Source organism: Piscinibacter sp., from assembly GCF_050175855.1.
Lineage (GTDB): Bacteria > Pseudomonadota > Gammaproteobacteria > Burkholderiales > Burkholderiaceae_C > Piscinibacter.
On record NZ_JBFXIO010000084.1, the window covers coordinates 4,350 to 14,191 of the forward strand.

Annotated in this window: 10 protein-coding genes; 3 read left to right on the plus strand and 7 right to left on the minus strand. The window is 69.9% G+C overall.

The genetic code is table 11. The features are described 5' to 3' along the window. On the minus strand, positions 1–812 hold an 812-nt coding region (locus tag AB7U92_RS08785; protein WP_428575806.1), incomplete at its 3' end, for an ABC transporter substrate-binding protein. A 107-nt stretch (positions 813–919) separates the two neighbouring features. On the opposite strand from AB7U92_RS08785, the gene hutG reads away from it, so the two are divergent. Next, positions 920–1,714: an N-formylglutamate deformylase gene (hutG, locus tag AB7U92_RS08790; RefSeq protein WP_428575807.1), complete on the plus strand. Its 795-nt coding sequence runs from the start codon at positions 920–922 to the stop codon at positions 1,712–1,714. Here the strand turns inward: hutG and hutI are convergent. The 5 genes from hutI to AB7U92_RS08815 form a co-directional block, all read right to left on the minus strand. Continuing rightward, a complete protein-coding gene (gene hutI / locus AB7U92_RS08795) occupies positions 1,673–2,893 on the minus strand; it encodes an imidazolonepropionase (RefSeq protein ID WP_428575808.1) in 1,221 nt (406 codons plus the stop codon). The genes hutG and hutI overlap by 42 nt on opposite strands. Further along, positions 2,890–4,239: a formimidoylglutamate deiminase gene (locus tag AB7U92_RS08800; protein WP_428575809.1), complete on the minus strand. Its 1,350-nt coding sequence runs from the start codon at positions 4,237–4,239 to the stop codon at positions 2,890–2,892. Before AB7U92_RS08800 ends, hutI begins: the two co-directional genes overlap by 4 nt. Beyond that, positions 4,236–4,814, minus strand: coding sequence for a HutD/Ves family protein (locus AB7U92_RS08805; RefSeq protein ID WP_428575810.1), 579 nt, complete (start codon positions 4,812–4,814; stop codon positions 4,236–4,238). Before AB7U92_RS08805 ends, AB7U92_RS08800 begins: the two co-directional genes overlap by 4 nt. Next, positions 4,811–6,544 carry a urocanate hydratase gene (gene hutU, locus AB7U92_RS08810; RefSeq protein WP_428575811.1) on the minus strand — a complete coding sequence of 578 codons (1,734 nt, stop codon included), beginning with the start codon at positions 6,542–6,544 and terminating at the stop codon, positions 4,811–4,813. Before hutU ends, AB7U92_RS08805 begins: the two co-directional genes overlap by 4 nt. 77 nt (positions 6,545–6,621) lie before the next feature. Further along, positions 6,622–7,572, minus strand: coding sequence for a LysR family transcriptional regulator (locus tag AB7U92_RS08815; RefSeq protein WP_428575812.1), 951 nt, complete (start codon positions 7,570–7,572; stop codon positions 6,622–6,624). Positions 7,573–7,688: 116 nt separating this feature from the next. Here AB7U92_RS08815 and AB7U92_RS08820 point away from each other — a divergent pair, with 116 nt between their 5' ends. Further along, entirely contained in the window at positions 7,689–7,967 is a 279-nt protein-coding gene (locus tag AB7U92_RS08820; protein ID WP_428575813.1) for a hypothetical protein, read from the plus strand. Between the two features lie 30 nt (positions 7,968–7,997). After that, entirely contained in the window at positions 7,998–8,249 is a 252-nt protein-coding gene (locus AB7U92_RS08825) for a hypothetical protein (RefSeq protein ID WP_428575814.1), read from the plus strand. 66 nt (positions 8,250–8,315) lie between these two features. Here the strand turns inward: AB7U92_RS08825 and AB7U92_RS08830 are convergent. Then, positions 8,316–9,842 (minus strand): phosphoenolpyruvate carboxykinase (GTP) (locus AB7U92_RS08830; protein ID WP_428575815.1); only part of this gene is annotated, 1,527 nt, incomplete at its 5' end.

Consider the following 9,842-nt stretch of genomic DNA (forward strand, 5'->3'; position numbering starts at 1 on the left):
CGCAGGTAGGCCTGGCTCTTCTCGAAGGCCTCGCCGCTCTGCTTCACGTCGGCGCCCATGATCTCGAAGCTCTTCTTCGGGTCGGCCTTGATCATGTCGAGCGCGGCGAAGTAGCCGTCGGCCAGCGCCTTGGCGGCCTTGGGGTTCTCCTTCAGGAACTTGGGCGTGCAGCCGAAGGTGTCCATCACCATCGGGTAGTCCAGCGTCGTCGCAATGATCTTGCCGGCCTCGGGCTTGGCGCGCACGGCGCTGAGGTAAGGCTCGTAGGTCATCGCCGCATCGATGTCCTGGTTGCCGGCGATCATCGCGTTGGCGGCGGCCTGCGGCTCGAGGTTGACCACCTTGACATCCTTCAACGACAGACCGTTCTTCTTCAGCATCCAGGCCAGACCGAAGTAGGGCGCCGTGCCGGGGGCGGAGGCCGCCACCGTCTTGCCCTTCAGATCGGCGATCTTCGTGATGGACGGCTTGACCACCATGCCGTCGGCGCCGTAGCTCTTGTCGAGCTGGAAGATCTGCGTGGTGGCCACGCCGTTGGCGTTCCACACCACCCAGGTCTCGACCGTGGTGGCGGCGCACTGGATGTCGCCCGAGGCGATGGCGAGGTGCCGGTCCTTCTGCGGAATCTTCTTGATCGAGGCGTCGAGGCCGAACTTCTTGAACAGTCCGGCCTCCTTGGCCAAGGTCAAGGGCGCAAAGCCGGTCCAGCCTGAAATACCGATCGCCACAGGGGTTTCCTGAGCGGCCGCGGGGCCGGCGGCGGCGAGAATGGCAACGGCGGCGGCAAGGCCGGCCAGTGAGTGCTTGAACATCGTCTCGACTCCTGAAAGGGTGTGGGTCGTCGGCCTTGCAAGGCGCGTGCCGCAGTCTACACAGCCGCCTCGACTTGTCTAGGCCACTTGACCCAGGGTTGTCACGCATGCAGCAGGACGTCTTCGCACTGACACGGGGCACGGCCCCGCTGCTCGTCTCCGTCCCGCACGCCGGCACGCTGATCCCGCACGAGCTCGAGCGGCGCATGACACCGGCCGCGCTGCAGCGCGCCGACGTCGACTGGCACCTGCCGCACCTCTACGAGTTCGTTCACGCCCTGGGCGCAACGGTGATCGCCGCGAACTACGCCCGCCACGTGATCGACCTCAACCGCCCGCCGCAGGACGAGAGCCTCTACCCGGGGCAGGACGTGACCGGCCTGCTGCCGATGGACACCTTCCGCAAGGAACCCCTCTACCTGCCCGGCGAGGTCCCCGGCGATGCCGAGCGCGACGAGCGCCGCGAACGCTACTGGCGCCCGTACCATGATGCGCTGCGCGAAGAGCTCGACCGACTGCGCGAGCGCCACGGCCGCGTGCTCCTGTGGGATGCCCACTCGATCTGCAGCGTGCTGCCGCGCTTCTTCGAGGGCCGGCTGCCCGACCTCAACCTCGGCACCGCCGACGGGCGGGCCTGCGCGGCGGCGGTGCAGGCCGCCGCCGAGGCGCCGATGAAGGCGCAGGGCGGCTATACCCACGTGAGCAACGGCCGCTTCAAGGGCGGCTGGATCACACGACACTACGGGGCACCTGGCCAGGGCGTGCACGCGATCCAGCTCGAGCTGTGCCAGTGCACCTACATGGACGAGATCGCGCCCTTTGCCTACCGAACCGACCTGGCCGCGCGCATCCAGCCTTTGCTACAGCGCATGGTCGCGTCCGCCGTGCAGGCGCTGCCTTAAGGGGCTGGCGCCGATCGCATAGGCCAGCTCGGCCGGGTGGTCGACGTTCCACAGGCACAGGTCGGCCACCTTGCCGAGCTCGACGGTGCCGTGCGTGTCGGCCAGGCCGAGCGCGCGCGCCGCATGCCGCGTGACGCCCAGCAGCGCCTCGGCCGGTGTCATGCGGAACAGCGTGCAAGCCATGTTCATCATCAGCGGCAGGTGGGTGGTCGGGCTGCTGCCGGGGTTGCAGTCGGTGGCCACGGCCATCGGCACGCCGTGGCGGCGGAACAGGTCGATCGGCGGCACATGGGTGTCGCGCAGGAAGTAGAACGCGCCGGGCAGCAGCACCGCCACCGTTCCGGCGCGGGCCATGGCCATCACGCCGGCCTCGTCGACGTGCTCGAGGTGATCGGCCGACAGCGCGCCGAACCCGGCGGCCAGCTCCGCGCCATGCATGTTGCTGAGCTGCTCGGCGTGAAGCTTGACCGGCAGGCCGGCGCGCTTCGCGGCCTCGAACACCTGGCGGGTCTGCGCCAGATCGAAGCCGATCGTCTCGCAGAAGGCATCCACCGCATCGGCGAGGCCCAGCCGCGCCGCCTCGGGCACGATGTGTTCGGCCACATGGGCGATGTAGTCGTCGGCGCGGCCGGCGTACTCCGGCGGCAGCGCGTGCGCGGCCAGCAGCGTGGTGCGTACCGTCACCGGGTGACGCAGGCCGAGCTCCCGCGCGACGCGCAGGCACTTCAGCTCGTCCTTGAGCGACAGGCCGTAGCCCGACTTGATCTCGACGGTCGTCACGCCATGCGCCATCAGCGCCTGCAGGCGCCGCGCCGATTGCGCGTGCAGGTCTGCGGGCACGGCCTCGCGCGTCTGCTTCACCGTCGAGACGATGCCGCCGCCGGCGCGGGCGATCTCCTCGTAGCTCGCGCCCTGCAGGCGCAGCTCGAACTCGCGGGCGCGGTGGCCGGCGTGCACAAGGTGGGTGTGGCAGTCGATCAGCCCCGGCGTGAGCAGCGCGCCCTCGGCGTCGATTTCGCGCAGCACCGGCGCGTCGGGGTCGAGGTGGGTCATCGGCCCGAGGCCGGCGATCAGCCCGCCGAAGATCGCCACGAAGGCCGGCGGCGTGACCGTGCAGGCGTCGTCGGCGCAGGTGACGATGCGCACGTTGCGCAGCAGCAGGTCGATGGTCGGGCTCATCGCAGGGCCTCCAGCAGGCGGGCGCGGGCGGCGAGGAAGCCGCTTTGCGCCGCCTCCTGCACCGCATGGTGGCCCTGGTCGACGACGCGCTGGCCGGCCACCCAGACTTCGCGCACCGCCTCGCGGCGATGGCTGGCGAAGAGATGGCTGGCCAGTTGCTGCGCCGGTGCCAGGCCGTCGAGCATGGGGTCGGCGAGCACGAGGAAGTCGGCCTGCTGATCCACGGTGAGCCCGGCGACCGGCCGGCCGGCGGCCTGGGCGCCACCGACCACGGCGGCGCGCCAGAGGTCGTCGGCCACGCTCACGTTGCGCTGCTGGCGCGCGAGGCGCTGGCCGTATTCGAGCAGGCGCAGCTCCTCGGCGGCATCGACGCTCGCGTGGCTGTCCGAGCCGATGCCCCAGGCACCCTTCCTCGCATCGCTCCAGGCCGGCAGGTCGAACAGCCCGTCGCCGAGGTTGGCCTCGGTGGTGGGGCACAAGCCGATCACTGCGCCCCGGTGGGCAGCGCCGTCGCGCTCGGCATCGTCGAGGTGGGTGGCATGCACCAGGCACCATCGTTCGTCGACCGGCGCGTGGTCGAGCAGCCATTGCAGCGGCCGCGCGCCGCTGTGCGCGATGCTGTCGCGCACCTCCTGCATCTGTTCGGCGATGTGGATGTGCACCGGCGCCTTCGCGTCGATCGAGTCGAGCCCGGCCATCAGCTCGGCGAGCGCGGCCGGCGGCACGGCACGCAGCGAATGCGGCGCGACACCGGTGCGCACGCCTTGCCCGCGCAGGACTTCGACGATGCCCAGCAGGGCATCGACGTCGTTGAGGAAGCGCTTCTGGTCGTCGCGCGGCGGTTTGGCGCCGAAGCCGCTGGCCTGGTAGAGCACCGGCAGCATCGTCAGGCCGATGCCGGCACGACGCGCCGCGGCGACGAGGCGCAGCGACATCTCGGCCGGGTTGGCGTAGGGCCGTCCCGCCGGATCGTGATGGACATACTGGAACTCGCACACCGAGGTGTAGCCGGCGCGCAGCATCTCGACGTAGAGCTGCGTGGCGATGGCCTCGAGCTCGTCGGGCGAGACGGCGCCGGCAAAGCGGTACATCAGCTCGCGCCAGCTCCAGAAGCTGTCGTGCGCGCTGGCCCGGTACTCGGTGAGGCCGGCGAAGGCACGCTGGAAGGCGTGCGAGTGCAGGTTGGGCAGGCCGGGCACGACGAGGCCGGCGGCGCGCGGCACATCGGCCGGGCACCCGACCCCGGCCTGCACACCGGTCAGCTGCCCGTGGTCGTCCCACGACAGCAGCACGCGCGTCGCGAAGCCTTCGGGCAGCAAGGCGTGGTCAGCGAAGAGTCGGCTCATGGCTGGCGATCGTGGCACAGGCGGCAGTGCAGCAGCACCGCATTCGCATCGAGGGCTTCGGCCGTGAGGGTTTCGTGCGGCGCTTCCCACAGCAGGGCCTGCAGCGGAGCCAGCTCCTGATCCGCGACGCGCCAGCGCCCGGTCAATGCCACCAGCACGGTCGCATCGGCTGCCGCGACGGTCGCGCGCTGCCGCCACACGTCGACGGCTGCGCGCCAATGCCCGCAGCGCGCCATCACGTTGAAGTCGCGGCAGGCGCCGTGCGGCAAGGAAGCGTGCAGAACCCGCTCGCCCTCGAACGACCAGGGTTCGAGCGGCCGCAGCGCCTGCACGCATTCGCCGCGGTCGTCGAGCAGCTGCATGCCGGCGCCGTCGAGCACGACGATGCAGCGGTCCACGCCGGGAAAGGCGGAGAACGGCGCGTCGCGCTCCAGGTCGGCCACGCTCAGGCGCCACTCGAAGTCGTCGATCCCGGCGCCGCGCGGCCACGCGGCGATCTCGCGCGTCAGCCCCGCGCCATTTTTCCAGCGCTGCGGCGGTATGGCGGACAGGTCGATGCGCCGCGGTGCGCTCATCCGCGCAGCATAGGCAGGTTCAGGCCCTGTTCGCGCGCGGTCTTCACGGCCTGCTCGTAGCCCGCGTCGGCATGGCGCATCACGCCGCTGCCGCAGTCGTTGACGAGCACCCGCGCGAGGCGCTTCGCCGCCGCGTCGGTGCCGTCGGCCACGATCACCATGCCCGAGTGCTGCGAGTAGCCCATGCCGACGCCGCCGCCGTGGTGCAGCGACACCCAGGTGGCACCACCCGAGGCGTTGAGCAGCGCGTTGAGCAGCGGCCAGTCGGAGACGGCATCGGTGCCGTCCTTCATGCCCTCGGTCTCGCGGTTGGGGCTGGCCACCGAACCGGTGTCGAGGTGGTCGCGGCCGATGACGATCGGCGCCTTCAGTTCGCCGCTCCTGACCATTTCGTTGAAGGCCAGGCCCGCGAGGTGCCGCTCGCCCAGGCCCAGCCAGCAGATGCGCGCCGGCAGGCCCTGGAAGGCGATGCGCTGGCCCGCCATGTCGAGCCAGCGATGCACGTGGCCGTTGTGCGGGAAGAGTTCCTTGATCTTGACGTCGGTCTTGCGGATGTCTTCCGGGTCGCCCGACAGCGCCACCCAGCGGAACGGGCCCTTGCCCTCGCAGAACAGCGGCCGGATATAGGCCGGCACGAAGCCGGGGAAGTCGAAGGCGTTCTTCACGCCCTGGTCGAACGCGACCTGGCGGATGTTGTTGCCGTAGTCGACGGTGGGCACGCCCATGGCGTGAAAGTCGAGCATCGCGCGCACGTGCACCGCGCAGGAGCGGGCGGCTTCGTCCTTCAGCCGCGGATGCTGCGCCGGGTCGGCCTGCGCGGCGCGCCACTGGGCCACCGTCCAGCCCGCGGGCAGATATCCGTTGATGAGGTCATGCGCCGAGGTCTGGTCGGTGACGAGATCGGGCTTCAGCCCGCCGGCCTTGGCGCGCTTGACCAGCTCGGGCAGGATCTCCGCCGCGTTGCCGAGCAGGCCGATGGAAACGGCCTCGCGCCTTGCGGTGTGCTCCTGCACCAGGCGCAGCGCGTCGTCGAGGTCTTTCGCCTGCTTGTCGAGGTAGCGGGTACGCAGGCGGAAGTCGATGCTCGACTGCTGGCACTCGATGTTCAGCGAGACGGCTCCGGCGAAGCTCGCGGCCAGCGGCTGCGCCCCGCCCATGCCGCCCAGGCCCGCGGTGAGGATCCAGCGGCCGGCCAGGTCACCACCATAGTGCTGGCGCCCGGCCTCGGCGAAGGTTTCGTAGGTGCCCTGCACGATGCCCTGGGTGCCGATGTAGATCCAGGAGCCGGCGGTCATCTGGCCGTACATGAACAGGCCCTGGCGGTCGAGCTCATGGAAGTGCTCCCAGGTTGCCCACTTCGGCACGAGGTTGGAGTTGGCCAGCAGCACGCGCGGCGCGTCAGCGTGCGTCTTGAACACGCCCACCGGCTTGCCTGACTGGATCAGCAGCGACTCGTCGTCGTTCAGTTCCTTCAGGCACTCGAGGATGCGGTCGAAGCAGGCCCAATCGCGCGCCGCGCGGCCGATACCCCCGTAGACCACCAGTTCCTCGGGCCGCTCGGCGACCTCGGGATCGAGGTTATTCTGGATCATGCGGAACGCCGCCTCGGCGAGCCAAGACTTGCAGCTGAGCTGGCTGCCGCGCGGCGCGCGCACCACGCGCCCCGGGGCGCTGCGGGCGGCCTGTGCGGCGGCATGGGCGACGCGGTTCTGGTCGGCGGGTGAGTTCATGGCGGTGATGTCCACAGGGTTGGTTTGCAAAGTGGCCTAGACCACTTTGCGAAGCATCGCGCGATTCGCCGCGGCCGTCAAGCGGGCTCGCCCGGCTCCTGCACCGGCGTGGCCACCTCGGCGAAACGCGCCAGCAACCACTGGTGCGCGGCCGAGCGGTCGTGCCGCACGTGCCAGAGCGCGTCGGTGTAGACCGCGCCCGGCTCGACGGGCAGCTCGCGCACGACGAGCTCGTCCTGCAGCCCGGTCAGCGGCAGGAAGCGCTCGGGCAGCACGGTCAGCAGGTCGCACTGCGCCACCACGCGGGCGGCAGTGAAGAACTGGTTGACGGTCAGCGCGACGTGCCGGCTGCGCTGCCGGCTGGCCAGCGCCTGGTCGACGAAGCCATGCGGCCGGCCGCTGTAGTTCACCAGCACGTGGCGGGCGGCGCAGAAGGCATCCAGCGTCAACGGTTGCGCGGCCAGCGGATGCCCGCGGCGCATCGCGCAGACGTAGCGGCCTTCGGCCAGCCGCTGGTGGCGCAGCGGGGCGATGCCACCCTGCGCCACCAGCGCCGCCACCACCTCGGGGAAGTGGCCGAGCGCGAAGTCGATGTCGGCATGGGCGAAGGCTTCGCGCGGGTCGCGGTCGACCAGCGGGCGCACCTCGATCTGGCAGCGTGCATCCAGCGCCTCGAAGCGGGCCATCAGCGCCGGCAGGAGCGTGGCAGCCAGGGCGTCGGCCATGGTCAGCCGGAACACCCGGGCGTCGGCGGCCGGGTCGAAGTCGCCCGGCTCCAGCGCGGTGCGCAACTGGCCGAGTGCGGCGCGCACCTGCGGCCACAGCGCCTCGCCGAAGGCGGTGGGCGCCACACCACGGGCCGCACGCGTGAGCAAGTCTTCACCTATCGATTCGCGCAAGCGCTTCAGCGCATTGCTCACGGCCGGCTGCGTCATGGCCAGGCGCTCGGCGGCGCGGGTGATGCTGCCTTCGGCCATCACGGTGTCGAAGACGCGCAGCAGGTTCAGGTCCAGTGTGCGGAAGTTCACGGCCCGATACTCATTCATCAGGTGAATGCCGAGTATTCACAACATTCACTGCAAGGTCTAAGTGTTTACCCTATAGTGCGATGCAACATCAAACAGATGTCAAAGGAGCAAATGCCATGAGCAGCCACATCCTGCCTTCCCAATCCTTCCGTCCGGCACGCGGCGCCGGCGTGGGTCGTGCCCTGGGCGACCTGGCTCTGGCCACTGCGCGCCTGACCGAGGCGCTGCTGTCCTCGCTGCGTCGCCCCGTGCGCCACAACCGTCGCCTCAGCGTGATCGAGGAGGCCAACGAGTTGCGCCAGTTCGCCGCCGCCTACCGCCGCACCGACCCCGGCTTCGCTTCCGACCTGATGGCCGCGGCCGACCGCCACGAGCTGCGCAACGAGAAGGCCTGAGCCTTCCATCTAGAAAGAACGGAGGTCTTCGTGACCACCCTGAACGTGAACATTCCTGCTTACGCCGCCACCTTCGGTCTCGAAGGGCCGGCGCCGCGACTGGCCGACTGGCTGGCGCGTGTGATCCTGCAACTGCAGTCGGGCGACTGGCTGCGCATGCCTGCCCCGGGCGTGCCCGAGGCCACCGCGCAGCTGCTGCGCATGGCCGAGGCCTACGAGTCCACGCAGCCGAGCTACGCCGCCGACCTGCGCGCGGCCGCCAGCATGGCTCGCAAGGCCTGACGCGAGCGCACTCCCAACGACAAAGGCCGGCAATCGCCGGCCTTTTGTCTGGGCGGGTGAACCCGATCAGGCGGCCAGGCGCGCCTCGATCTTCGCCTTGGTCTGCTTCAGCGCCTCCGGCAGGTGGTAGGCCAGCTGCTGGAACAGCTCGCCATGCAGCGCCATCTCGGCCTTCCATTCGGCCGCGTCGATGCGGGTCACCTGGTCGAACTGCGCGCGGGTGAAGTTCAGGCCGGTCCAGTTCAGGTGCTCGTAGTTCGGCGTCACGCCGAACACATGCTCCTCGCCGCCGCCGGTGCCCTCGATGCGCTCGACCATCCACTCGAGCACGCGCATGTTCTCGCCATAACCCGGCCAGACGAACTTGCCGTCGGCACCCTTGCGGAACCAGTTGACGCAGTAGATCTTCGGCAGCTTCGTGCCCGCGGCCTGCAGCTTCGCGCCCAGGTCCAGCCAGTGCTGGAAGTAGTCGCTCATGTTGTAGCCCATGAAGGGCAGCATGGCGAACGGGTCGCGCCGCACCACACCCTGCGCGCCCGCAGCCGCGGCAGTGGTCTCGGAGCCCATGGTGGCGGCCATGTAGACGCCTTCGGTCCAGTCGCGCGCCTCGGTGACCAGCGGCACGGTGGTCGAGCGGCGGCCGCCGAAGATGAAGGCGTCGATCGCCACGCCGTTGGGGTTGTCCCACTCGGCGTCGAGCGCCGGGTTGTTGGTGGCGGCCACGGTGAAGCGGGCGTTCGGGTGCGCGGCTTTGGCGCCGGTGTCCTTGGCGATCGCCGGCGTCCAGTCCTTGCCTTGCCAGTCGATCAGGTGGGCAGGCGGCTCGTCGGTCATGCCTTCCCACCAGACGTCGCCGTCGTCCGTCATCGCGACGTTCGTGAAGATCACGTCGCGCTTCAGGCTGGCCATGCAGTTCTCGTTGGTCTTGTGGTTCGTGCCCGGCGCCACGCCGAAGTAGCCCGCTTCGGGGTTGATGGCGTACAGGCGGCCGTCGGCGTGAGGCTTGATCCAGGCGATGTCGTCGCCGATGGTGGTGACCTTCCAGCCGTTCAGGCCGGCCGGCGGGATCAGCATCGCGAAGTTGGTCTTGCCGCAGGCGCTCGGGAAGGCCGCGGCCACGTGGTACTTCTTGCCCTTGGGCGAGGTGACGCCGAGGATCAGCATGTGCTCGGCCAGCCAGCCCTGGTCACGGCCCATGGTCGAGGCGATGCGCAGCGCGAAGCACTTCTTGCCCAGCAGCGCGTTGCCGCCATAGCCCGAGCCGTAGCTCCAGATCTCCTGCGTCTCGGGGTAGTGGACGATGTACTTGGTCTTGTTGCACGGCCAGCTCACGTCCTTCTGGCCCGGCTCCAGCGGCGCGCCCACGGTGTGCACCGCCGGCACGAAGAAGCCGTCTTCGCCGAGCACGTCGAGCACGGCGCGGCCCATGCGCGTCATGATCTTCATGTTGACGGCCACGTAGGGGCTGTCGGACAGCTCGACGCCGATGTGCGCGATCGGCGAGCCGATCGGGCCCATGCTGAACGGCACCACGTACATCGTGCGGCCGCGCATGGCGCCGCGGAACAACGCCTTCTCGCCGGTCTGCAGCAA

Coding starts and splice junctions, on each gene's coding strand:
- hutG (WP_428575807.1), top strand. CDS start 920: ATGCAGCAGGACGTCTTCGCACTGACACGGGGCACGGCCCCGCTGCTC.
- AB7U92_RS08800 (WP_428575809.1), bottom strand. CDS start 4,239: ATGAGCCGACTCTTCGCTGACCACGCCTTGCTGCCCGAAGGCTTCGCG.
- AB7U92_RS08820 (WP_428575813.1), top strand. CDS start 7,689: ATGAGCAGCCACATCCTGCCTTCCCAATCCTTCCGTCCGGCACGCGGC.
- AB7U92_RS08805 (WP_428575810.1), bottom strand. CDS start 4,814: ATGAGCGCACCGCGGCGCATCGACCTGTCCGCCATACCGCCGCAGCGC.
- hutI (WP_428575808.1), bottom strand. CDS start 2,893: ATGAGCCCGACCATCGACCTGCTGCTGCGCAACGTGCGCATCGTCACC.
- hutU (WP_428575811.1), bottom strand. CDS start 6,544: ATGAACTCACCCGCCGACCAGAACCGCGTCGCCCATGCCGCCGCACAG.